The sequence below is a fragment of the Corynebacterium marambiense genome (assembly GCF_016342275.1).
Classification (GTDB): domain Bacteria; phylum Actinomycetota; class Actinomycetes; order Mycobacteriales; family Mycobacteriaceae; genus Corynebacterium; species Corynebacterium marambiense.
Genome location: NZ_JAEIOT010000015.1, coordinates 200,016 through 223,451, shown reverse-complemented (window position 1 = coordinate 223,451; position 23,436 = coordinate 200,016). Strand labels below are relative to the sequence as shown.

Annotated in this window: 21 protein-coding genes; 9 read left to right on the top strand and 12 right to left on the bottom strand. The window is 67.1% G+C overall.

The window, feature by feature from the left end:
• The first annotated feature begins 36 nt into the window (after positions 1-36).
• From JDV76_RS11335 to JDV76_RS11315, 5 genes are all read left to right on the top strand, one after another.
• Positions 37-429: a hypothetical protein gene (locus tag JDV76_RS11335; protein ID WP_198737000.1), complete on the top strand. Its 393-nt coding sequence runs from the start codon at positions 37-39 to the stop codon at positions 427-429.
• A gap of 42 nt (positions 430-471) precedes the next feature.
• The gene (locus JDV76_RS11330; protein WP_198736999.1) at positions 472-1,377 is read left to right on the top strand and encodes a fumarylacetoacetate hydrolase family protein; all 906 of its coding nucleotides are present in this window, start codon (positions 472-474) and stop codon (positions 1,375-1,377) included.
• A gap of 51 nt (positions 1,378-1,428) precedes the next feature.
• A complete protein-coding gene (locus JDV76_RS11325; protein ID WP_198736998.1) occupies positions 1,429-1,779 on the top strand; it encodes a DoxX family protein in 351 nt (116 codons plus the stop codon).
• 22 nt (positions 1,780-1,801) lie between these two features.
• Positions 1,802-2,353, top strand: coding sequence for a 3'-5' exonuclease family protein (locus tag JDV76_RS11320; protein ID WP_198736997.1), 552 nt, complete (start codon positions 1,802-1,804; stop codon positions 2,351-2,353).
• A 184-nt stretch (positions 2,354-2,537) separates the two neighbouring features.
• Positions 2,538-3,461, top strand: a complete 924-nt coding sequence (locus JDV76_RS11315; protein ID WP_198736996.1) for a ribokinase — start codon at positions 2,538-2,540, stop codon at positions 3,459-3,461.
• Here the strand turns inward: JDV76_RS11315 and JDV76_RS11310 are convergent.
• Positions 3,452-3,607 (bottom strand): hypothetical protein, encoded by a 156-nt coding sequence (locus JDV76_RS11310; protein ID WP_198736995.1) that lies wholly within the window; start codon positions 3,605-3,607, stop codon positions 3,452-3,454. The genes JDV76_RS11315 and JDV76_RS11310 overlap by 10 nt on opposite strands.
• A gap of 102 nt (positions 3,608-3,709) precedes the next feature.
• Positions 3,710-5,005, bottom strand: a complete 1,296-nt coding sequence (locus JDV76_RS11305) for an alpha/beta fold hydrolase (RefSeq protein WP_198736994.1) — start codon at positions 5,003-5,005, stop codon at positions 3,710-3,712.
• Between the two features lie 53 nt (positions 5,006-5,058).
• On the opposite strand from JDV76_RS11305, the gene JDV76_RS11300 reads away from it, so the two are divergent.
• Both JDV76_RS11300 and JDV76_RS11295 read left to right on the top strand, forming a co-directional pair.
• Positions 5,059-5,844: an aldose epimerase family protein gene (locus JDV76_RS11300; RefSeq protein ID WP_198736993.1), complete on the top strand. Its 786-nt coding sequence runs from the start codon at positions 5,059-5,061 to the stop codon at positions 5,842-5,844.
• 75 nt (positions 5,845-5,919) lie between these two features.
• Positions 5,920-7,272 (top strand): DUF418 domain-containing protein, encoded by a 1,353-nt coding sequence (locus JDV76_RS11295; protein WP_198736992.1) that lies wholly within the window; start codon positions 5,920-5,922, stop codon positions 7,270-7,272.
• On the opposite strand, the gene JDV76_RS11290 is transcribed toward JDV76_RS11295, so the two are convergent.
• The 3 genes from JDV76_RS11290 to JDV76_RS11280 form a co-directional block, all read right to left on the bottom strand.
• Entirely contained in the window at positions 7,253-8,944 is a 1,692-nt protein-coding gene (locus JDV76_RS11290; RefSeq protein WP_198736991.1) for an ABC transporter ATP-binding protein, read from the bottom strand. The genes JDV76_RS11295 and JDV76_RS11290 overlap by 20 nt on opposite strands.
• Positions 8,941-11,433, bottom strand: a complete 2,493-nt coding sequence (locus JDV76_RS11285) for an ABC transporter ATP-binding protein/permease (protein ID WP_198736990.1) — start codon at positions 11,431-11,433, stop codon at positions 8,941-8,943. The genes JDV76_RS11290 and JDV76_RS11285 overlap by 4 nt, the downstream gene beginning before the upstream one ends.
• A 145-nt stretch (positions 11,434-11,578) precedes the next feature.
• The gene (locus JDV76_RS11280; RefSeq protein WP_198736989.1) at positions 11,579-12,973 is read right to left on the bottom strand and encodes a YeeE/YedE thiosulfate transporter family protein; all 1,395 of its coding nucleotides are present in this window, start codon (positions 12,971-12,973) and stop codon (positions 11,579-11,581) included.
• A 284-nt stretch (positions 12,974-13,257) separates the two neighbouring features.
• On the opposite strand from JDV76_RS11280, the gene JDV76_RS11275 reads away from it, so the two are divergent.
• Positions 13,258-13,854 carry a neocarzinostatin apoprotein domain-containing protein gene (locus JDV76_RS11275; RefSeq protein WP_198736988.1) on the top strand — a complete coding sequence of 199 codons (597 nt, stop codon included), beginning with the start codon at positions 13,258-13,260 and terminating at the stop codon, positions 13,852-13,854.
• An 81-nt stretch (positions 13,855-13,935) separates the two neighbouring features.
• Here the strand turns inward: JDV76_RS11275 and JDV76_RS11270 are convergent, their stop codons facing one another.
• The 7 genes from JDV76_RS11270 to JDV76_RS11240 form a co-directional block, all read right to left on the bottom strand.
• Positions 13,936-15,423, bottom strand: coding sequence for an NAD-dependent succinate-semialdehyde dehydrogenase (locus tag JDV76_RS11270; RefSeq protein ID WP_198736987.1), 1,488 nt, complete (start codon positions 15,421-15,423; stop codon positions 13,936-13,938).
• 3 nt (positions 15,424-15,426) lie between these two features.
• Positions 15,427-16,212, bottom strand: coding sequence for an HpcH/HpaI aldolase family protein (locus JDV76_RS11265; RefSeq protein ID WP_198736986.1), 786 nt, complete (start codon positions 16,210-16,212; stop codon positions 15,427-15,429).
• Positions 16,197-16,982: a 2-oxo-hept-4-ene-1,7-dioate hydratase gene (gene hpaH, locus JDV76_RS11260; protein ID WP_198736985.1), complete on the bottom strand. Its 786-nt coding sequence runs from the start codon at positions 16,980-16,982 to the stop codon at positions 16,197-16,199. Before hpaH ends, JDV76_RS11265 begins: the two co-directional genes overlap by 16 nt.
• Positions 16,983-17,026: 44 nt before the next feature.
• Positions 17,027-18,118 (bottom strand): 3,4-dihydroxyphenylacetate 2,3-dioxygenase, encoded by a 1,092-nt coding sequence (hpaD, locus tag JDV76_RS11255; RefSeq protein WP_267173964.1) that lies wholly within the window; start codon positions 18,116-18,118, stop codon positions 17,027-17,029.
• A 101-nt stretch (positions 18,119-18,219) separates the two neighbouring features.
• Positions 18,220-19,719 carry a 5-carboxymethyl-2-hydroxymuconate semialdehyde dehydrogenase gene (gene hpaE / locus JDV76_RS11250; RefSeq protein ID WP_198736984.1) on the bottom strand — a complete coding sequence of 500 codons (1,500 nt, stop codon included), beginning with the start codon at positions 19,717-19,719 and terminating at the stop codon, positions 18,220-18,222.
• Positions 19,716-20,423 (bottom strand): GntR family transcriptional regulator, encoded by a 708-nt coding sequence (locus JDV76_RS11245; protein ID WP_198736983.1) that lies wholly within the window; start codon positions 20,421-20,423, stop codon positions 19,716-19,718. The genes hpaE and JDV76_RS11245 overlap by 4 nt, the downstream gene beginning before the upstream one ends.
• Positions 20,420-21,919 (bottom strand): fumarylacetoacetate hydrolase family protein, encoded by a 1,500-nt coding sequence (locus JDV76_RS11240; RefSeq protein WP_198736982.1) that lies wholly within the window; start codon positions 21,917-21,919, stop codon positions 20,420-20,422. The genes JDV76_RS11245 and JDV76_RS11240 overlap by 4 nt, the downstream gene beginning before the upstream one ends.
• Positions 21,920-22,050: 131 nt before the next feature.
• Here JDV76_RS11240 and JDV76_RS11235 point away from each other — a divergent pair, with 131 nt between their 5' ends.
• Positions 22,051-23,424 (top strand): MFS transporter, encoded by a 1,374-nt coding sequence (locus tag JDV76_RS11235; RefSeq protein WP_248140964.1) that lies wholly within the window; start codon positions 22,051-22,053, stop codon positions 23,422-23,424.
• Positions 23,425-23,436 lie beyond the last annotated feature (12 nt).

Genomic DNA, 23,436 nt, shown 5'->3' with positions numbered 1-23,436 from the left:
CGAGAAAACCTGACGAGGCCGGGAGACCCCGTCACCATGAAGTACACCCGCGCCCCAGAAACCCCGGTCGCGTCTTCCACCACGCTCCCTTGGTCAGTTCTCCTCCTGATTCCGCTCGGCGTCCTCGGCATAACCGGATGGGCGACATCCAGTTCGTCTTCCAGCGACACCGCCACCGCCCCGACCGGCGCCACGGTGCCCACCGACTCGGCGACGACCGCCACCTCAATCCCCTCCTCGACGACTGAAGCTCCCCGGAAAACGAACGGCGGCGGGTCACCGACACGCAGCCTGGACACCACCCGACCGAGAATCCCGGAACCCCGGAGTCTCGGGAACACCTTCGCGGACGTCACGGTGTTCGTACTCGCTGCACCCGTCCCGATGATCCTCGGAAGAGTCTTCGCGGTTGGCCATCGACGTGCCTGACGCACCCCGAGCCCCAGCGCCTGGTTGATATACGATCAGCGCATGCAGCTGCTGACATTCCGAACCGACGGCGGCACCCTTCCGGGGTGTGTCGCTGATCCGGCTAGCGCGGAAGCTACCCTCACCGAGGCACTGCGCTCCGGTGACGCCGCATCCGCGGTTTTCTCCGTGCGTCCGATCACCCTCCCCGGAGCGCTGAACGTCGGTGATCTGCTGCGACACCACAACTGGCGCGAGCTGGCGTCCGCGCGGTCCGGTGAGCCGGTGGAGATCACCGGATCAGACATCGCCCCCGTCATTCCGCGCCCCGGGAAAATCCTGTGCACCGGACTCAACTACGCCGACCACATCACGGAGATGGGGCACGATCTCCCCGACGTCCCCACTCTCTTCGCCAAGTTCCCCGACGCCCTGACCGGTCCCTTCGACCGGGTCACCGTCCCCACGGAGAATGCGAAGGCCCTCGATTTCGAAGGTGAACTCGCGGTCGTCATCGGCCGGCATGTCCCACTCGGTGGGGCACCGGACACCGGGACCGCGGAGGACGCGATCGCCGGATACGCGGTGTTCAACGACTTCACCATGCGGGACCTGCAGTACCGGACCGCCCAGTGGCTGCAGGGTAAGAACCTGGTGTCTGCCTCCGGTTTTGGCCCGTGGCTCACCACCAGTGACGCATTCACTCCGGGCGAGGCCACTCTGGTCACGCGCGTCAACGACGTGGAGAAACAGCACGCGGACATCCGGGAGCTAGTTTTCGACCCGGTGGCCCTGGTGCAGTTCATCACCACGTTCATCGACCTTCACCCTGGCGACGTCATCGCGACCGGGACGTCTGGGGGAGTCGGCTGGGCACGATCGCCCCGGGAGATGCTCACCGACGGTGACACCGTCACCATCGAGATCTCGGGGCTCGGTGGGATCTCCAACCGGATTGTGGTCTGCTAGGTCACGGTCGGGGAGATCACCGCACACGTCGCGGGGGTAAGCTCGGGGCCCATGAGACGCTTCCTGATCGCACTGTTCGGCTTCGCGGGGATCATGCATTTTCTGCGTCCGGAGGGTTTCGACAAGCTCGTTCCCGAGCAGCTGCCCGGTGATCGAAGGACCTGGACATACGGCTCGGGATACCTCGAACTCGGCACAGCGCTCCTGCTCGCGGTCCCGAGGACCCGGCGTCTCGGGGGCCTGGCGACCGCCGTGTTGATGGCGGGGGTCTGGCCCGGAAACATGAAGATGGCGTGGGACTTCCGAAACAGGGCGCCGTGGCTGCAGGCCATCGCATATCTTCGTCTCCCCCTGCAGATTCCGCTGATCCGCGCCGGGTGGCGGATCTGGCGCGAGAGGTAGTCCCCGTGCGGTCGGTGAGCGCATGAGTCGGTACTTCATCGTCGATGTCGAAGCCACCTCGGCGACCCCGTTCTCCGGTGTCATGACGGAATTTGCGGTGGTCCACTTCCGGAACGTTCCCGAGGTCGATCGGTGCCGGGACACCTTCCACGCCGTCTTCGTTGAGACTCTGCCTGCCGACGGGCCAGTACCGGTTCCTGATCCGACAGCACCGACCATCGACCCACTGCCGATCGCCCGGTCGCTCGAGCGATGGCTCGCGGCCCGGACGGACGCCCGTCCGACCTTCGTCAGCGACAACCCGGCCTTCGACTTCATGTGGATCGCGTGGCTCTTCGACAGCCTCGGCCGGGACAATCCCTTCGGGTTCTCCGCCCGCCGCATCGGGGATTTCCACGCGGGGCTGAACGGGGACTTCGATGACGCCCACCGGTGGAAGACGCTGCGTCGCACTCCGCACACTCACCATCCGGTGGATGACGCCGTGGGAAACGCCGAAGCCCTGCATGAACTGGTGCGCCATCCGAACAGGCCCGTACCGGAGCGGTTCCCGGGACGGCCCACATCCGAATGATGCCGATGGCTCGGCGGCTCTGTGCGGAAGGACATTGATGCCGGACCGGTGCAGGCCCGGTCAACGGCACCGGATACCGGGATCATTACCCGTGGCAGTCGCCGCCGCGCTGGCACAATGGCGGGGGGTGAAACCAAACCGGACTCCCCGGATCCGTGCCGTCCCAGAACTACCGAGGAAACACATGAATAAGCAGCTTCCCGTCACCGTCGTCGGTTCCATCAACGCCGATCTCACCGTCTCAGTCACCCGGCGCCCCGGCCCGGGTGAGACCGTCATGGCGTCGGGCGGAGGTATCTCGCCCGGTGGCAAGGGGGCGAATCAGGCGGTCGCCGCCGCGCTGCAGGGTGCAGAGGTCTGTTTCGTGGGTGCCGTGGGCGATGACGCGTACGCGGCACCGGCGACAGCGGTCCTCCGATCCTCTGGTGTGAACCTGACTGCGGTGGAAAAGGTTCCCGGCGCGACCGGCCTCGCGGTGATCACCGTGGATGAGACCGGGGAAAACTCGATCATGGTCATTCCCGGTGCGAACGGCGCGGTGGACGCGGATCTCGTCGACCGGTGGCGGGATACGGTGTCGGCTGCGGGGATCGTACTGTTGCAGGGTGAGATACCGGCATCCGGTTTTCTCGCCGCCGTGCAGGCGGCCACGGGGCGGGTCGTGGTCAATCTCGCGCCTGTGGTGGAGGTTGACCGGGACGCTTTGCTGCGGGCCGATCCGTTGCTGGCGAATGAACACGAGGCCGGCCTGATCCTGACGCAGCTGGGGTGTGACGGTGCCGCCGCGGTTGCGGCCGGCCCGGAGTCCTGTGCCCGGGTGCTCGTGGAGGCGGGTTTCTCCTCGGTCATTCTGACGCTCGGCGCGGAGGGCGCCCTGGTGGCGACGCCCGAGGGCTGCGAGCGGATCCCGAGTCCGTCGGTCACCCCGGTGGACACGACCGGTGCGGGGGACGCGTTCGCCGGGGCGTGCGTGGCCCGACTCGCCGCCGGGGATGATCTCGTGACGGCCACGCGGCACGCGGTGCGGGTCGGCGCGTTCGCGGTCACGGGGCACGGCGCCCAGGATTCCTACCCGGAGCCCGGTGTGGAGCTACCCGGTCAGGAGTAGGCCTGCGGCAAAATCCGTTCGAGGTCCAGCACATGCTCCTCATCGATACGGAAGCCGTCGAACAGGCCCTCGAGTTCTTCCGGGATATCGGCACCGTGTCCGGTGCCGTCAAACGCCCCGGTGTCGAGGTGGTCCTTGTCATTCACGTGGTGTGTCCTCCGTGACGGTGTCTGTCGTCTCCGAATCATCCCCGGTGTGCGGGTGCCTCCACCCTAGCGCGTGGGAGCGCCCGCATCTCGCCCGGTGTCTCAGTGGTCGCGGACCAGCTCGATGAGGCGACCGAGGATACCGGCGCCGTCGTGGTGGATGCCGTCGTGCTGGAACCGGTTGGTGATGTGGGGTCTCAGGTCCCGGTAGACCTCCGCGGTCTCCAGCGACAGCTGCATGGGAACGTAGATGTCGTCGACGTAGATCGCCGCGGCGGCAACAGCCGGTGACGAGGCGATCGCGTCGGCGTCGTAGAGGCTGGACCAGTCGTCCTTCGCCGCGAGGTCCTCGGCGACGTTCCGGAACGGAATCAGCGCGGGGTCCTCCTCAAACTGCCAGGGGTAGACGTGTTCGCCGGTGAGGTAGAAGGGCACGGAGCGGTCGCGGGGGTCGGCGTTCTCGGCGAAGCCCTCCACTGCGGTGCGCAGGCGGTGCGCGGACCAGTGGGTGGCTCCGGGGACGGTGCCGCCGTAGATCGACTCGTGGATCACGGCGTAGAGCGGGTGGCGCTCCAGGCTGACGCGGGCGCCGACGTCGTCGAGGAAGTCCCGGCGCAGCCGCTTCTCTCCCCGCACCTCGTGGAAGGGCTGTTCGAAGAGGTAGGAGAGGGTGTCGAAGCCGGTACCGCGGCCGAGTTCGGTGCCGATGAGCCTAAGCCTGCGGGAGCTGAGGCGTTCCCCGGTGGGGAGTCGTTCGTCGGAGTTGTCCAGGTGGTGGCAGACCTCGCGGATCCGGTCCTCGACCCCGTCGAAGCGCGCGTAGAAGTCCCGGTGGCGGCGGGCCAGCTGGGTGTAGGTTGCGCGGTAGACATCATCGATGCTTCGGCTGATCGTCGGCAGCCCACCGGTGAGCAGCGCGGTGTCCACACGATCGGGGTGGCGGGAGAGGTAGGTGGTGATGCAGAAGCCGCCGAAGCTCTGCCCGTAGAGCGACACCCGCTCCACCCCGAGGTGCTCGCGGAGCCGCTCGCAGTCCTCGACGATGAGGTCAGCACGTAGCAGCGTGAGCCGTTCGGTGAGGTCCGCGGCGTCGATGTGCGGGGAGGCTGCGTCGATCCGCCCGGACCTCCCGGTTCCCCGCTGGTCCAGGAGGACGAGGCGGTGGGTTTGCAGGACCTCCGAGATCCAGCCGCTGATTCCGGTGGGTCGGGGTGCCGGGTTGCCGGGGCCGCCCTGCAGGAAGATGAGGACGGGAAGATTCTCCCCGCCGTCGGGGATGATCTCACGGGCGTAGAGGTCGAGGTTTCCCCGCCCCGGGTCCGCCGGATCCCAGGGGACCGGGAGGGTGTGGCTGCGGAAGGTGTGTCCGAACCGTCGGCTGGTGGTGGTGACCGTCATAGGGCCCCAGACTACCGGCCGGGCCGGTGCCCGGAGGACTACATTCGGGAGGTATGGATGCACATGATCTGATCACCTCGAACGGCCTGACCTTCCACCCCGCCGGCGCCCACCTCGTGTCGGTGGAGACCCCGGGCGGTGAACTGCTCTTCGTCAGCTCCACCACCGGCTGCGGGGCCGGCACCCCGATCCGCGGCGGCGTGCCGCTGCTCGCCCCGTGGTTCGGGACGCTGTTGGGGGAGGAACCCGCCCACGGGTTCGCGCGGCGCATGGCGTGGGACTGCCGGAAGACGGATACCGGGCTCGCCGCGACGTTGGACCACGACGACTGGCACCTCTCGTTCCGCGCGGACCCGACCACCAACGGTGTCTTCGTCGAACTGTCCGCCCGCAATGATGCCGATGCCGAGCGGCTGCTGCAGCTGGGGTTCCACCCGTACTACCTGATCGACGACATCGATCAGGCGACGGTGACCGGACTCGATGGTTCCCCGGCTCTCGACCGCGTCACCGGCCACACCGGCACCGTCAAGGATGCGATTTCCTTCGACGGCCTCTACGACACCATCGTGACCGCGCCCGCGGGCCGGACCGCGACACTGTCCGACGGCACCCGGACGGTGGATGTGACGGGCCGTGGAACGGACTCGATCATCGTCTGGAATCCCGGCGCGGTAAACGCCGCGGGCATGCGGGATCTCGGGGAGGGCGAATGGCAACGTTTCGTGTGCGTCGAACCCGCCCTCCTGGGGCCGGATCTCGCGGGTGTGTCCGTGGCGCCCGGGGAAGCGGTGACGATCGGGATGACTGCGCAGCTCACCGTCCCCGAGGTGGGCTGAGAGCCTCTCAGACGCTGGTAAGGTTCCACTTCGTCGGCCCGCCCGCTGCGGGGAACACATCGAAGGAGAACCATCGTGCCCCAGGTCAGCGTCGTGACGCAGTCTGTTCCCGGCCCGGGCGGCGGGTCGGGATCGCGGGTCGCGGGTATCGACGTCGCGCGGGCGCTGGCGATCGTCGGGATGATGTTCGCCCACATCGGCGGGTCCAGGGATTCCTTCGTCGGAGATGCGGCGCACCTGCTGGCGACGGGTCTGCCGTCCGCTCTCTTCGCGGTGCTCACCGGTGTCTCGCTGGGTTTCATGGGGAGCGCGGGCGCTTGTGCCGGGGGCGAGCGCCTGGCTGCTTCACGGAGCAGGCTCTATGTCCGGGGGATGCTCGTCGTCGTGATCGGCCTGGCGCTGACCTACATGCAGTCCAGGATCGCCGTCGTACTCATGGCCATCGGTATCGAGATCATCCTGCTCGCCCCGGCCGTGCGGTGGCGGACCCGGACCCTCCTCATCTGGTGGGCTGTGCTGTTCCTGCTCGGCGCGGCGGTGACCACCCTCCTACGCTTGGGTGACCTCTATTCCGAGCTGATCACCCTCGGTTATCCACTCCCGGCCTGGCTGCTCTACGGGATCACCGGGATCCTGCTACACCGTCATCTCATCTATTCCGGGCCTCGAACGTGGACGATCGCCACGGTGATCGGGGCGGTGGTCGTGGCGGTGGGTGTCTGGTGGTGGCGCCTCGACGTGCTCGACATCGGGCACGACTCACCGTTCTTCGATTTCCGCGACCCCGATCTCACGGTTGCCCGGGATCTGTTTCTCTCCGCGGCCCCGCACAGCGGTGGCCTGGGGGATGTGGTGGTCAGCGTCGGTGCCGCCGTCGCCACCGTCGGTCTCTGCCTGCTGGCGTGTCACGTCCGCTGGGCCGAGGTGCTGCTCTACCCGCTGCGCGCCACGGGTTCGATGGCGCTCACCGTCTATGTCGCGCACATACTCACCGCGACGCTGCTCACAGGATTCTCCCTCATGACGTTGATCGGGCACGGGGACTCCCCCTCCGGTGCCGATGGGTTGGGTGCCGACCACGGGCGGACCGTGTACACCCCGTTGAACGACGCGGATCCGACGTCCGCACCGACAGCGGAGCTCCCGGACGAACCTGCGCGGGAGGATTTCTCCGCCGAGCAGGAACGTCTCTTCGCCGAGTACATCGAGGAACAGGACGACGACGTCGACGCGGGCGCCCCGCTGCCCGCTGCAGGGAGTGGATTCGATCTGGACGGCTTCGCGGTCACTGCCCTCGCGGCGCTGCTGCTGTCCTCCCTGTGGCGATGGCGGTTCCGCCGGGGCCCGCTCGAGGGGCTGCTGCGCTGGATCATCGGGAAGGCGACCCGCAGCGATCTTCCGCCCCGGGTCACACCCGCCAGTCCCTGACCTCCCGCCACTGCTGCTCCATCCGGGCGTAGGCACCGCCCGCTGCACTCAATTCCTCCCGGGTCCCCGATTCGACGATTCGGCCCTCCGCCATGACCACTACCCGGTCGGCGATCTCCAGCACGGCGGGCCGGTGGGTGACGACGACGGTGGTGCGCCTCCCTTTCACCCGGGCGAGGGACGAGACGATGGCGCGCTCGTTGAGGGCGTCGAGGTTCGCCGTCGCCTCATCGACGACGAGCAGGTCGCCGGGGGCGGTGAGTGCCCGGGCGATGCCGACCCGCTGACGCTCACCGCCGGAGAGCCGATTCCCAGATTCCCCGACCCTCGTGTCCGGGCCGTCGCCGGATGAGCCGGGCACCGAATCCAGCTGGGCGGCACTGATCACTTCGTCGAGTTCTGGGCCGGTGATCCGGAGGTTGTCCCGGATCGTCGCGTTTCCCAGCACGGTGTCCTGGAACACCGCCGTGGTCATGGCCCGCAGGTCAGCGGCGCTGACCGGCAGCTCCCCCACCGACACGGTGCCGGTCGTCGGTTCGACGAGACCCGCCAACACGTCGAGAAGTGTGGATTTGCCACACCCGGAGGCCCCGACGATGACGGTCGTCGTCCCGGGTTCGAGATCCAGGTCCACCCCGGTCACCGCAACGGTGCCGTCCGGGTGGGTGACGCCGATTCCGCGGGCGCGGATGGCCCCGGGGGCGGGGCGTCGCCCGGGGCCGGTTGTGGGACGCTCGACGAATTCGCGGAGCTGGCGCAGCGTCGCGCCGACAGTGTGGAGGGAGCTGGCGAGCATGGACACCGCCGTGATCTGTTCGATGACGCGCATGAGGACGATGACCATCACGGCCGCCTCGACGCCGTCCAGTCGCCCGTCGTCGTACGCCAGCCAGGTCGCCGCGCCGAATCCGAGAAGAGTCAGCTGCAGGGCAGTGCTGGTGAGCATCTGCCCCGGGATCTGCCACAGCAGGAGTCGACGCACCGCACGGACCCCGCCCGCGACGGCGTCGTCGACGTGGGTCGATCCGCGTTCCACCCGTCCCGCGGTGCGCAGCGCCGGTTGGGCGACGGCGAACTCGACGAGCCGCTCGTCGAGTTCGAGGGTGGCCCCGGTGAAGGCATCGTCGGCGCCGCGTTCGATCCTCTCGGACACCAGTACCGCGCCGAGGAGGAGCACCGCGCCCGCGATGGTGACCGGCGCGAAGCGCCAGTCGATGAACAGGAGCGCGACCGCGAGGAAGCAGGTGAACGAGACGGCGGTCAGGATGGGGGTGATGAGCAGGACGACCATGCTGGTCAGTTCGATGCCGCCGCCGCCGACGAGGGAGCGCAGTTCTGATTTCCGTGCCGGTGTCAGCTGCTCAAGCGGGGTGTCCCGGATCGCCCGGACCCCGTGCCGTCCGACGGCCCGCATGGCGTGCAGTCCGAGCTCGACGCCGGTTCCGGCTGCGCTGCGTTCGATCATCCAGATGGCGGCGGTGACCGCGATCAGCGCCGCGGTCCAGGGACCCGCGCCTGCGGCGTTGTGGTCGAAGAGGTGGTGCAGCAGGGGTATGAGCAGGACGACGGCGGCGACCTGCAGGCCGGAGGAGAAGACGGTCAGTGCGGTGAAGCGGCGGAACGCGGTGGTTCCCGCGGCGCCGGTGATGCGGCGGATGTCGGTGACGATCATCGTGTGCTCCCCGCCTTCCAGAGATCGGCGTACGTTCCGTCGGCGGCGAGGAGTTGGTCGTGGGTGCCAGATTCGGTGATGCGTCCGTCCCTCATGACGACAATCCGGTCGGCGCCGGTCACGGTGTGCAACCGGTGGGCGATCATGAGTACGGTCTTGCCTGCCAGCAGGCGGTCGAGTCCCCGGCGGATCGCCCATTCGCTCTCCGGATCGGCGGAGGCCGTCGCCTCGTCGAGCACCACGATGTCGGTGTCGGCGAGCAGTGCCCGCGCCACCCCGATCCGTTGTCGTTGCCCGCCGGACAGGCGGTTGCCGTCGATGACGGTGTTGTAGCCGTCCGGGAGCGTGTCGATGAAATCGGCGATGCCGACCGCCTCGGCGGCGACGATGATGCTGTCGCGGTCCGCACCCGGTGCGGCGAGCGCGATGTTCTCCGCCACGCTGGTGTGCAGCAGTTGTACGTCCTGCAGCAGCACGCTCACCCTGCCGTAGAGCTCCTTCTGGCTGAGGTCGCGGATGTCGCGGCCGTCGATGCTGATGGATCCACCGTCGACGTCCCATAGCCTGGCGAGCAGGGCGGCGACGGTGGATTTTCCGGCACCCGAATCACCGACGATGGCGGTGACCGTTCCGGGTTCGAGGGTGAGCGAGAAATCCGGGAGGACGGGCTGTCCGGGCCCGTAGCCGAAGCGGACGTGGTCGAAGACGACGTGGCCGGGGCGCCCCGGGCGGTCCGCGGCTTCCGCGAGGGTGGGCGTGGCGAGCAGGAGGTCGAGTCCGGCGACCGCGTTGAGGCCCTGCTGGAGGGCACCGATGCTGTGGGAGACCGCGAGCAGCTGACCCGCGAAGGAGGTCCCGAGGATGAGGAAGGGAATCAGGTCCGTCGGGTCGATCCAGCCGACGAGGAGGAACAACCACGCAGCGGTGCAGAGCAGGGCGATGACGGTGGCCGGGCGGTTGAGCATGACCATCGTGACTTTTGCCGGGGCGGTGTCGTGCTGCCAGGTGCTGACGAAATCATCGATCTCACGCATGGTGCCGTCGACGTCGACGATCGCGTCGTCACCGAAGATGCGGGATTCCCGTTGGGTCTCGAGGTGTGTCTGCACCACGGCGTTGGCCTCCGCGACGAGACGCTGGGAAGTGTCGAACCGATCCCTGTCGCGGGTCATCATGCGCGACATGACCACGATGAAGAGCACGACGGGGATGAGCAGCACGAGGCCGAGTCGCCACTGCACGGTCATGAGATAGACGAGGACGGCGACGGGTGTGACCGCTGCTGCGACGACCTCCGGGACAGCGTGGGTGACGAGGTGGTGTAGCGCGGCGACGTCGCCACCGATCAGTTTCCGTACGCCCGCCGATTCCCGCCGGTTGAACCACCCGAGGGGTAACCGCGTGACCTTCTCTAGGAGCCTGAGCCGCAGGGCCGCGGCGAAGTGCGCGTCATAGAAGTGGAGGGCCGTGGTCAGACCCACGGTACCCAGGCCGCTAATCCCCATCACCACGAGGGCGGTGACCGCGGCCCGGAAGAAATCCTGCTCCGGGGCGCCGTCCAGGAACATCTGCGCGATGTGGGCGAACAGAATCAGCGGGACGATCTGCAGCACCGACAGACACCCCTGGGCGATCCCGGAGAGAATCAGGGCGGTCTTCGCGCCGGCGAGCACACCGCGCGTCGGTGTCGCGGGTGTCGCGGCTGCGTCGTGGGGTGATGCGTGCTGTTCCGGTGCATCGGTGTCGCGGTAGGCGCCCATAGCCCGCCCGCGGATCCAGTAGCCCTGCGCGTGGAGCAGAGCCTTCGTCGCCCCACACTCCCGCCGGAGATATGTCCGGGCGTGCCTGACGGAGGTGGCTTCCGCGGTGAGCCAGGTGTACCAGCCGGACCAGTTTCCGCCCCGTATCGCCTGCACGAGCGCTTGTCCGTCGGGGAGGGCGTCGATCCAGGTTGCGGTTATGTTGTCTCCCGCTGGGAGCGGGAGCTGTTCGTCCCGGTCGCTGATCTTCTCCAGACAGATGACGACGGGCACCGAGGGATCGATCGCGGCGGCGATGTCGCAGATCGCGGGATAGCCGGAGGAATCACCGAGCAGCAAATATCCGGGTGGCTGCGGATCGAGTTGGACGAAGGGCTCCTCCGACATCCGCATCGCGCTGATCTCCACACCGGCTTCCGCGTGCCTGGCCCAGTGGGAGGCGGGGCCTGCGGGTTCGTGGAGGACGAACTCGAGGGTGAACTCGCCAGTAGCCGGATCGGCGTCCCTGATGGTGTAGCCGCGCTGGAATTCCTTCGCTCCCCCGCCCGGGTCCGGGAACCACGCCCGGATCCAGGCACCTGGTTTCTCTCCCTCGGGATTGAGCAGGGTGTCGGACCGGAGTCGGAGCCGAACGTAGTTGTCGGTGACCCACTCTCTGTCGATGAGACGGACCCTGTGGTCCTTCGCCCCCATGGCCTTCATGATCGAACCGGATACGCCTTTGCCCATACGTGGTCTCCTGTGTGCGCTGCGGAACTGGATTCACCGCAGATTTCTTGCATTGTGAGCGCAAGAATACACAATAGGCGAGCCTCGCCTCATCTTCCGGGGATTCACGGGGCACCCGCCCGGCGGAGCGGCGGGTGCGGTGTGATCAGCCCTTCCGCACCTTGATCCGCCAGCCGGCGTCCCCGGTGGCCCGGAACTCGGTCACCTCGTGCCCCGCCTCGGCAGCCCAGCGCGGAATCGCGTCGGTGGCCTGGGTGCAGTCGAAGTCGATGACCAGCGCCTGCCCCGAACGCAGTTCATCCATCGCCGAGACCGCCTCGATCAGTGGGAACGGGCACACAGCACCGAGGGTGTCCAGGGCGAACTCCCCCGGCACGATCTCGGCAAGCCCCGCCGGAGCGGCCTGTGCCTCCCGGACCTTCAGCGCGACCGGCGCGACGGCGTACGCGGGGGCGGCCACGGACGTGGTGGTAGCCTCCGGGTGGGCGGCGCGCCCATCGACACTCTCATCGGTACTGTAGGTCCCGGTCGCCGTCTTCCGCCCGGAGGGCTTCAGCCAGATCTTCGCGGCGACGCCGACGCCGACGGCGAAGAACGCGAGCGCGACCCAGCCCTGGTAGGTAAACAGAGAGGTCTGGACCATGCCGTTGCCGACGGTGCACCCGCCGGCCCAACTGGCACCGACGCCCATCCCGATGCCGCCGACCACGGCACGCGACGAGGTTCGAGCGTCGGGCACGCGGACGCGGAACTCACCGGAGACCCTCGCCGCGACGAGCGCCCCGACGAGGATCCCGAGGACGAGGAGTGCACCCCAGTCCAGGAAGGAGCTGTCCCCGGTGACGATGTAGTTGGCGACGTTCTTCGACGGCGTCGTGATCCCGAGACCGTCGTTGCGGCCGGTCGCGGCGGACAGCGGCCAGGCGATGACGCCGATGATCCCGATGATCACCGCGGCGAGGTACACGTGCAGCGGCCTGCGGTGCAGCGGCTGGGCGAGGGAGACCTGTCGCGGGCCGGAGAACTCCGTCTGGAGGAAGCGCGCCGCGAGGTAGGCGGTCAGCACCCCGAGACCGATGACGAACCACCAGGGGGAGAGCCCGAAGGTGGCGGGCACGGTGGTCTGGTCGACCGTGAACTGCCTGAGCCAGGCGTTGACCCCGCTCAGCGGGCCGGTCTTCATCGCGGCGGCGGACAGCGCGTACCCGACCAGGGCGAGCCAGGAACCGACCAGCCCCTCCCCCGCGCGGTACCACGTGCCCGAAGCGCAGCCGCCAGCGAGGACGATGCTGACGCCGAAGATGAAGGCCCCGACGATGACGGCGGCGGGCGCGAAGGGCGAGTAGTCGGGCGCGATGACCCCGGTCGAAGTGAGCGCCGTGAGCCCGACGGCGTGCACGGAGATGACGATGAGCAGTGCGGTGAACGGGCGCCACGTGCTGCGGGTGAAGATGTCGCGGAGCATGCCCGTCACGCAGAACCTTCCGCGCTGCATGACCGCGCCGAGTACGACGCCGAGGATAAGTCCGGTGATGAGCATGGGAACCTCCTGGGGTTCTTCTGGTGTGTCTGTTGCCGCTGAGTCCCGTCCGTGGGGAATCCAATACCGGAACCATACAGAGCTGTCTATTATTTGTGAACATTTCTGTTCATTTTCACTTTCGGCAACGCACCGATGGAGTGTTTCCCGTGCTCGTAGACACCCCGGAAATCCGGTAGACGATAGAATTCGGGCAGAACCCCGCTGGCGGCACCAGTGCCGCTCCGCGGGTGTCGGCTGACACCGTCCCCCGGGTCCGCCCCACCAACGACGAAAGGCATCCCATGCACAAACTCTTCACCACACGTACCACGGCACTCGCTGCCGCATCCCTCATCTTCGTGGCACCGCTCGCCGCGTGCTCGAATTCCGAGACCTCCGAGACAACCGACACGTCCGAGGTCAGCTCCAGTATCTCCGAGATGAGCAAGTCCGCGTCCGCAGGTCTCTCGGAGAAGTCCTCCGAGAAGTCAGAGCCGTCCTCCACCTCGGCGAAGGCTGCCTCCGGGTCTTCCGACGTCGAGATCACCGTCGACAATGCAGACGGCATCAAGGCCGGCGATACCGTCGCCGTTGAGGTCTCCGGGCTGAACCCCGAATCCGGCTACTACGCCGCGATCTGCGCGGCGAAGGGCCCCGAAGGTTCCCCCGTTCCGGTCTGCACCGGCGAGATGGGCGACACGGAGAGTCAGGCGTGGTTGCAGAACGAGCGCGGCAACGCGAAGATCTCCGAGGACGGAACCGCCTCCTTCACCCTGACCGCGAGCCCCTCCGGTGACGGCGTCGACTGTCTCACCGACGAGTGCGTGCTCAAGGTCTTCGGTGACCACTCCGAGGGATTCAAGGACGTCGCCGAGGTCCCGGTGACCTTCGCGTCCTGATCTACGCAGAACAATGATGACGGCCCCCTCTACGGTGGGCCGTCATCATTGTTCTGGCCGGGAACAGGTCCCGGATCAGGATCACTCCCGTTCAGCGTAGGGGTCGGTGACACCGATGTACTGGATACTGGTGTACTCGTCGAGTCCTTCGGCGCCGCCCTCCCGACCAAGACCGGACTGCTTCACCCCACCGAAGGGTGCCGCCGCGTTCGAGATGATCCCGGCGTTGAATCCCATCAGCCCGAAGTCGAGGCCGTCCGCCATCCGGTACATCCGTGAGGCGTCGGTGGTGAACACGTAGGACGCGAGCCCGTATTCCGTGTCGTTCGCCAGGGCCAGGGCCTCGTCCTCGTCGCGGAACGTGATGATCGGCGCGACGGGACCGAAGATCTCCTCGGTGAGCACCCTGGCTCCCGCTGGCACATCCACCAGGACCGTCGGCGGGTAGAACCAGCCCGGCCCCGGGACGGGACGACCACCGGTGAGCACCGTCGTACCACGTTCGACGGCGTCGTCGACCAGGCCCGCGACCCGGTCTCTGGCCTGCCGGGAGATCAACGGCCCGCAGGTGATTCCGGGTTCCATCCCGTTCCCGAGTTTGACGGTGTTCATCCGCTCCGCGAACAGGGCGGCGAACTGGTTTACCACGCTCTCCTGCACGAGGAACCGATTCGCGGCTGTGCACGCCTCACCGATGTTGCGCATCTTCGCGGCCATCGCGCCGTCCACCGCCGCATCGAGATCCGCGTCGTCGAAGACGATGAACGGGGCGTTTCCCCCCAGTTCCATGGAGGTGCGCAGCACGCCGTCGGCGGCCTGCCGCAGCAGCAGCTTGCCCACACGCGTGGAACCTGTGAAGGAGACCTTGCGCAGACGGGCGTCGGCAAGCAGCGGGGCCGACACCGCCGCGGGGTCAGCCCCCGGCAGCACCGCAAGGACGCCTGCCGGAAGGCCCGCATCCATCAACGTCTGGGCGAGGAACTGGCTGGTCAGCGGAGTCAGTTCAGCGGGTTTGAGAATCATCGTGCACCCGGCGGCCACCGCAGGGGCGATCTTCCTGGTCGCCATGGCGAGCGGGAAGTTCCACGGGGTGATCAGCAGGCACGGACCCACGGGTTTGCGGCGGGTGAGCATCCGCAGCCCACCCTCGGGGGCGGCGTCGAAACGGCCGTGAGCCCGCACCGCCTCCTCGGCGAACCAGCGCAGATACTCCGCACCGTAGGCGACCTCACCGCGGGCCTCCGCGAGGGGTTTACCCATCTCGAGGGTCATCAGCGTGGCGAACTCCTCCGCGCGTTCCCGCACCAGCTCGAAGGCGCGACGCAGAATCTCCGAGCGTTGTCTGGCCGGGGTCCGTGCCCACCGGTTCTGCACCCGGCACGCCACGTCGAGGGCAGCCAGGGCCTCCCGCTCCCCCGCCGACGCGACCGTCGCGAGGCGTTCCTCCGTCGCCGGGTTGACCACATCGAAGGTCGCTCCGTCGGCGGCCTCGATGAACTCGCCGTCGATCAGCAGCCCCGTGGGAACACTCCGCACCAGGGCGGAGACGTCGATGGTGTCGGTGTTCATCACCTAATCCTCTTTTCTGAAATCGGTGACCAGGGCCCGGGACGCGGTGGCCGCCAATTGGACATCGGCACCGATGTTGACGAAATCGGCTCCTGCGTCGATGTACTGTCGCGCCTGCTCGATGTTGAAGGCGTTGACGCCGACGAAAACACCCGCGTCCTTCGCCGCGCACATCGCCCGGGAGACGGCGTCGAGCACATCCGGGTGGGACTGCTGGCCGATAACCCCCATTGAAGCGGCGAGGTCGGATGGGCCGATGAACACGGCGTCAACCCCGTCGACGGACGCGATCTCGGCGGCGTTCTCCACCGCCTGCGGCGACTCGATCTGCACGATGCAGCTCACGGTCTCCCCAGCTGTGCCCAGGTAGTCCGGCACCGCATTCCACCGGGAAGACCGGGCCAGCGCACTACCCACCCCACGGACACCTCGGGGCGGGTAGTGCATCGCCGCGACGGCCGCCTCCGCATCCTGTCTGGTGTGCACCATCGGCACCATGATCGACTGGGCGCCGAGGTCGAGGTACTGCTTGATCAGGGCGGTGTCGAGCACCGGTACCCGCACGACCGGGATCGCCGGATAGGGGGCAACGGCACGCAGCAGACTGGTGATGGTTTCCAACCCGATCGGGGAATGCTCGCCGTCGATCAGCAGCCAGTCCGCACCGCTGCAGGCCATGATCTCCGCCATCGCGGGCGACCCGGAGCACACCCACAGACCGGTGAGCGGCCGGTCGGCACCCACGAGACGTCGACCGAAGGGTTCGGGGAGGCTCACTCGAAACGACATGTCACGCTCCCCAACTCGCCATAGTCCGCGTGGACCGTGTCCCCGGGGTCCACCCACATCGGGCGGGTGAAGGAACCGGCGAGAATGAGCTCCCCAGGTTCCAGGTGGTCACCGTGTTCGGCGAGCTTGTTCGCCAACCAGGCGACACCCGTGGCGGGGTGACCGAGGACCGCAGCCGCGACGCCGGTCTCCTCGATGGTCTCGTTGCGGTAGAGCAGTGCGGGAACCCAGCGCAGGTCCACCGCATCGGGCGCCACCGGGCGCCCCCCGTAGACCATCGCCCCCATCGCCGCGTTGTCACTGATGGTGTCGACGATGGTGCGGCCCTCCATCTCGATCCGCGAGGACAGGATCTCCAGAGCCGGTACGACGTACTCGGTGGCGCGCAGCACATCGAAGACCGTGCAGTCCGGCCCCCGCAGGCCCTCCTTCAGTTGGAAGGCGAGCTCGACCTCGATACGCACATTGGAGAACTGACCGTGCTCAATGACCGAGCCGGACTCGTACACCATGTCCGCGAAGATCGCGCCATAGTCCGGTTCGGTGATACCCGTGGCGACCTGCATCACCTTGCTGGTGAGCCCGATCTTGCGGCCGACCGGGCGACGCCCGGCGGCGATACCGCGGCGCCGCCACTCGTTCTGTACGGCGTAGGAGTCCTCCACCGTCATCTCCGGGTGTCGGGCGGTGAGCAAGGGAATCATCGTGCGATTGTTTTCGGCGTCGCGGAGTTCATCCGCGATCGCCTCAATGGTCCTGCTGTCGAGCATGGTGCCTCCTGCGTGGGCCGGTTGTTCGGGGAGTCGATTGGTGGCTAGAGCTGGTGGCCCAACTTGTACTCGCCCTTCTTCCAGTCAGGCATGTCCTCGTCATCGGCGCGGGTGTAGGAGAACCCGTCGGCGCCGATGGTCTGCTCCATTTCGGAGGCGTCGGTGCGTTCCACGAGGGGAACGAGGTTGCCGTCGAGGTCGAGGACCCGGGAGGCGTCGGTGTACCAGCTCGGTACGACGGGGGTTCCCCACCAGTCGCGGCGCTGGTTGTCGTGGACGTCCCAGGTCACACGCGGGTTGTCCGGGTCACCCGTGTAGTAGTCCTGGGTGTAGATCTCCACGCGGTGTCCGTCGGGGTCCCGGAGATAGAGGTAGAAGGCGTTGGACACGCCGTGGCGCCCGGGCCCGCGCTCGATGCGGTCCGACAGCCGCAGGGCACCCATCTTGTCGCAGATCGCCAGGATGTTGTGCTTCTCGTGGGTGGCGAAGGCGACGTGGTGCATGCGGGGGCCGTCGCCGCCGGTCATGGCGGTGTCATGGACGGTGGGCTTGCGGCGCATCCAGGCCGCGTAGACGGTGCCGTCACCGTCCTGGATGTCCTCGGTGACGCGGAACCCGAGATCCTCCATGTATTTGACGGCCTTCGGAACGTCCGGGGTGACCTGGTTGAAGTGGTCGAGCCGGACGAGAGCACCTGGGGTATAGAGATCGTAGCGCCAGCAGAGCCGCTCGACGTGTTCGACGTCGAAGAAGAACTCGTAGGGGAAGCCCAGCGGGTCCTGGACGCGCACGGAATCACCGATGCCGCGGACGAAGCCATTCGGGTTGCGCTCGACCCGGCAGCCGAGTTCCCGGTAGAACGCCTCGGCACGGTCGAGGTCCTCGGGGCTGCGGACGCGGTAGCTGAACACCGCGACGGCGGCGGTCTCACCCTTACGGAGGATGAGGTTGTGGTGGATGAACTCCTCCATGGAGCGGAGGTAGATCGCCTCGTCATCCTCGTAGGTGACCACGAGGTCGAGGACGTCGACGTAGAAATCGCGGGACCGCTTCAGGTCGGTGACGACGAGTTCCATGTACGCGCAGCGCAGGACGTCCGGCGGCGGCGAGGTCGGGGTGGTGATGGGGTTGGACACGTACTCTCTCCTTGGTGCTCAGGGGCGCCTGTCGACGCCCGTCCCTCCCGCAGCGGGTGCGGTCGGGGGCGGCGTCTGACGGCGGTGGTGGGTAAGTCTGATCAGTCCTGCTTGCCGAAGACGGGGTTGTGCACCTCGCCGAGGTTGATGTGAACGGCCTGCTGGTCGGTATAGAAGTCGATGGAGCGGTAGCCGCCCTCGTGCCCGAGACCGGAGGCCTTCACGCCGCCGAACGGGGTGCGCAGGTCACGGACGTTGTTGGAGTTGAGCCACACCATTCCGGCCTCGACATTCTGGGCGAAGTTGTGGGCGCGTTTGAGGTCGCCGGTCCAGACGTAGGCGGCCAGCCCGTAGCGGGTGTTGTTCGCCAGTTCGAGGGCTTCCTGTTCCGTGTCGAAGGGGGTGATGGCGACGACGGGGCCGAAGATCTCCTCCTGGAAGATGCGGGCGTCGGCGGGCACGTCTGCGAAGACGGTGGGCTGGACGAAGTTGCCGTTCTCGAAGCCCTCCGGGCGGCCACCGCCGGCGACGAGTCGGCCCTCGGTCTTGCCGAGTTCGACGTAGGACATGACCTTGTCGAAGTGTTCGGGGTGGACGAGGGCGCCGACCTCGGTGGCGGGATCGGAGGGCAGGCCGACCTTCACGCGCTTGGCCTGGGCGGCGTAGCGCTCGACGAACTCGTCGTAGATGGAGCGCTCGACGAGGATGCGGGAGCCCGCGGTGCAGCGCTCGCCGTTGAGGGAGAACACGCCGAAGATGGTGGCGTTGATCGCCTCGTCGAGATCGGCGTCGGCGAAGACGATGGCCGGGGACTTGCCGCCGAGTTCCATCGACAGGCCCTTGAGGTGGGGGGCTGCGTTGCCGAAGATGATCTGGCCGGTGCGAGACTCCCCGGTGAACGAGATCAGCGGGACATCGGGGTGCTTGACCAGGGCGTCACCGGCATACTCACCGAAGCCGTTGACCAGGTTGAACACCCCGGCGGGGACGCCGGCTTCCTCGAAGATACCGGGCCAGAGGCTCGCGGACAGCGGGGTGAACTCGGCGGGCTTGAGCACCACCGTGTTGCCGGTGGCCAGAGCGGGGGCGAGCTTCCAGGATTCCAGCATGAACGGCGTGTTCCAGGGAGTGATCAGCCCGGCGACGCCGATCGGCTTGCGGTTGACGTAGTTGATCTGGCGACCGGGAACCTTGAAGGCGTCATCAGTCTGGGCGACGATGAGGTCCGCGAAGAAGCGGAAGTTCTCGGCGGCGCGGCGGGCCTGCCCCTTGGCCTGGGTGATCGGGAGACCGGAATCGAAGGACTCCATCTCGGCGAGTTCGGCGTCGCGGGATTCGACGATATCGGCGATGCGCATGAGGATGCGCGCCCGCTCGCGGGGGAGCATCTGCGGCCAGGGGCCGTCGTTGAAGGCGGCCGTTGCGGCGGACACAGCGGCGTCGATGTCGGCCTGTTTGCCGGAGGCCGACTGGATGTAGGTCTCGTTGGTCACGGGGTCCAGGACATCGAAGGTGTCCCCGTCGGCGGAGTCGACGAATTCGCCGCCAATGTAGTGGCGGATCTTCTCGGGCAGGTTCGCGGGGAGGCGGTCGGTACTCATCTGTCTGTGTTGTCCTTTGTCTTGGCTGTTTCTTCGGTGTTCAGATAGTGGTCAAGTGTGGTGAGTCGGTGCTGGCGGACGATTCTCTCGATGTAGTCGGCGTCCGCGCCGGCCTCAATCATGGTGAGGATCCGGTAGTGCTCGACCACGGATTCCTCGGCACGGTCGGGGACGAACGCGAAGATCGACTCCCGCAGATAGTTGAGGCGACCCCATTCCTGGGTGACCAGGTCGACGAGGTGGCAGTTGGGGCACCGTCCGACGAGGGTGCGGTGGAACTTGCGGTTGAGGGTGGTGAACTCGACCGGGTCGAAGTCCCGGAGGGTGGCCTCCATTTTCTCGTTGAGTTCCCTGGCCTTGGCCAGTTCCCCGGCGGTGAGGAAGGGCGCGGCAAGCGCCGTGGCTGCGCCTTCCAGGACTGCGAGGCTCTGCATGCAGTCGAGGTATTGGCGCTGGTCGATCATCCGCACCTTCGCACCGACGTTGCGTTCGAAGGTGACCAGGCCCTCGGCCTCAAGCTGGCGGATTGCCTCGCGGACGGGAACGACGGACACACCCAGGTCCTCGGCGATCGCGGAGAGGATCAGCCGGTGTCCGGGGGCGAATTCCCCGGACATGATCTTCGCGCGGATCAATTCGTGGGCCTGCTCCGTCTTGGACAGCTTGGTCAGATCAGATCTGTCCGCAGAGGATGAGCCGATCATGGTGTTGCGTTCCCCTCCTTGTTTTCTTCCAAGGCTGCAGAGTCAGCGGTGTAGCGTTCACGCCACGCCCCGACCGGTGGGAAAAGACCGTCCACGGGGTTGCCCTCAGCGACGCGGGCTGCGACCCACTCGTCCTCCCGTTCCTTGGCGAGTGCCGCGTCCGCAACCTCGTCCGCGAGGTCCCGGGGAATCACGATGACGCCGTCATCGTCGCCGACGATGATGTCGCCGGGCAGGACGGTGGCGTTGCCGCAGGCGATGGCGGTGTCCGATTCCCACGGGACGTGGCGGCGTCCGAGGACCGCGGGGTGGGCGCCGCGGCCGAACACCGGCAGGCCGATCTCGCGGACGGGTCCGTAGTCACGGATCCCGCCGTCGGTGACGATCCCGGCGGCGCCGAGGCACTTCGCGCGGAGTGCGAGCACATCGCCGAGGGTCCCGGACTCGGGTTCATTGCGGGCCTCGATGACGAGGACCTGACCGGGCTTGAGGGCATCGAAGGCACGCTTCTGGGCGTTGTATCCGCCGCCGTGGGACTTGAACAGGTCCTCGCGACCGGGCAGGAAGCGCAGCGTCTTGGCGACACCGACCATCTTCGTTCCCCGGGTCTGCGGGTGCACCCCCTCGATGACGACCTGGTTCAGGCCGCGGGAGCGCAGCTGCGCGGACAACCCGGCGGTGGGCGCCGCCAGCAGCTTTTCACGAAGTTCGTCGCTGATGGCGGTGGGATCCTCCGGCAGGCCGGCAGCCTCCCTGGAACCCCATGCCTCCTCGCGCTGCTTGTCATCGATGGCGGGGGTCATACCGATCTCGGGATCGGCCTTCCCCTGCCCCTGTTCCACGGTGGTGCGCAGTTTCCCGGAGGTGGGGTGACCGGGGGTGTTCGGGGCGTCGACCTCGACCTCGACCACATCTCCGGGGGCGATGACCGTCGAGCCGGCGGGGGTGCCGGTGAGGATGACGTCCCCCTCCTCCAGTGTGAAGTGTTGGGAAAGGTCAGCGACGAACTGCGCCAACGGGAAGATCAGGTCCTCTTCCGTCGTCCCGCCCTCCTGGACGAGTTCACCGTTGACCCAGGTCCGGATACGCAAGGCGGTGGGATCGACCGTTCGGGCGTCGATGAGTTCGGGCCCGATCGGGGTGAACCCGTCCCGACTCTTGGAACGGATGTTGGACCCCTTGTCCTGGGCACGCCAGTCGTAGACGCCGAGATCGTTGGAGGCGGTGACCGCCGCGACGTGGTCCCAGGCTTCATCGAGGGTGACACCACGTGCTGGTCGCCCGATGACCAGCGCGATCTCCCCCTCGAAGGCGAGCAGCTCGCAGCCCTCGGGCCGGGTGACCACGTCGCCGGAGGCCCCCAGGGAGCTGGGGGCCTTGAGGAAGTAGGAGGGGCGGGCGGGACGTCGACCGCGTTGGTCCGCACGGGAGAAGAACGCGGTGTGTACCGCGATGATCTTGCCGGGCCTGACTGGTACGGGCTGGGGGTGATTCACAGGTTCTCCTTCATTGGGTCTTGATCCCTCACCAAGATCGTATATGATCCTGAGTCAGACCGGCAAGTAACGCAGAACACACTATGCCTCTATGTCACCCCAGACCACAGAACAAGCCCCGAGGAGATTCAGTGCACCATTCACCACCGGAAGAAGAAATCACCCCCGCCCGGGATACCGAGCACAGGCGCGTCGCGGCGGCGACGATCATCGGAACCGCCATCGAGTGGTACGACTATTTCCTCTACGCCATGGCTGCGGCCCTGGTGTTCCGCCAACTCATGTTCAGTGGCTTGAGCTCCGGAGCATCAACCATCGTCGCCTTCCTCACAGTGGGAATCAGCTTCCTGTTCCGCCCACTGGGGGCATTCCTCGCCGGGCACTACGGCGACAAGATCGGGCGCCGCAAGGTGCTCATGTTGACGCTCATCGTGATGGGCACAGCCACCGCCCTGATCGGCCTACTGCCCACCTACGAAACAATCGGCGCAGCCTCCCCGATCCTGCTGATCACACTTCGCATCATCCAGGGCATCTCCGCCGGTGGCGAGTGGGGCGGCGCAGTCCTCATGGCCGTCGAACATGCTCCCGTCAGACAACGCGGGCTCTACGGCGCCTGCCCCCAGATCGGTGTCCCCGCAGGTCTACTCCTGGCATCCGGCGTGCTCGCGGTGATGAGCCAGATCGCCCCCGGCGACGCCTTCCTCACCTGGGGCTGGCGCGTCCCCTTCCTGCTGTCGTTCCTGTTGATCATCGTCGGCGCCTGGATCCGGCACAGCGTGGAGGAATCCCCCGTATTCGTTGAGATGGCCGAGCTCGCGGAGACCGAGTCCGCGCCAGTCAAAACCCTGTTCCGCAAGCACTCCCCACTGGTATTTGTCGCCGCACTCATCTTCGCCGGCAACTCGGCGGTGGGCTACATGACCACCGGCGGATACATCCAGGGCTACGCAACCGACCCCGACGGCCCCGTCGGCCTGTCCCGGGATGATGTGCTGTGGGCCGTCACCGGTTCGGCCGTCACCTGGCTGATTTTCACCCTGTTCGCCGGCTGGTTCAGTGACCGGGTGGGACGCCGCACCTCCTACATCATCGGTTTCATCCTTCAGTTCCTCGGTGTTCTCGTCGTGTTCCCACTGGTCAACACCGCTAATGTCGGCCTGTTCTTCCTGGGCATCGGCTTCCTGACCTTGGGGCTCGGCCTGACCTACGGCCAGCAAGCCGCGCTCTACGCCGAGATCTTCCCCGCTTCCATCCGGTTCTCCGGCGTATCCATCTCTTATGCCATCGGCGCAATCGTGGGCGGTGCATTCGCGCCGATGATCGCCGCCTGGCTGGTCCAGACCACCGGTACCACCAACGCCGTCACCGTCTACCTCGGCGCGATGACCCTGATCGGGCTTGCCGCCGTTCTCTCCCTCCGGGACCGGAGTGGAATCCCGCTCGGCCCCGAGCACGAAGCGGAACAGAACGTCAGCCCGATTCGTTGGTTGAGCCGCACCTGATACCCCTTTTCG